Here is a 427-nt window from a genome sequence, read left to right on the forward strand (position 1 = left end):
GAAGTAGAGAATCCGGCATGATTTTCACGATTTGAAATGGAAGACATGCCATGAAGACGAGCAAGTTCACTGAGGCGCAGATAGCGTTCGCGCTCAAGCAAGCGGAACTGGGTACGAAGGTCGAGGAGGTGTGCCGCAAGCTGGGCATCAGCGAAGCGACGTTCTACAACTGGAAGAAGAGGTACGGGGGCGTCGGCCCTTCGGAGCTGCGCCGGATGCGGCAGCTCGAGGAGGAGAATGCGAAGCTCAAGCGGCTGGTGGCGGACCTGAGCCTGGATAAGGCCATGCTGCAGGACGTGCTCTCAAAAAAGCTCTGAAGCCTTCCCGCAAGCGCACGCTGATTGACGAGTTGCGTGACCGCTATCGTGTGAGCCTGACTAAGGCTTGCGCGTTGTTCCACATGTCACGCTCGCTGTATGGGTATCGG

General features: G+C 57.6%; 1 pseudogene. It reads left to right on the forward strand.

The features are described from left to right. Positions 1 to 50: 50 nt before the first annotated feature. Positions 51 to 427, forward strand: a pseudogene (locus C5L13_RS28475) (transposase); the annotation flags it as partial.

This window comes from Neorhizobium alkalisoli, from assembly GCF_002968635.1.
In the GTDB taxonomy this organism is placed as follows: Bacteria; Pseudomonadota; Alphaproteobacteria; order Rhizobiales; family Rhizobiaceae; genus Neorhizobium; species Neorhizobium alkalisoli.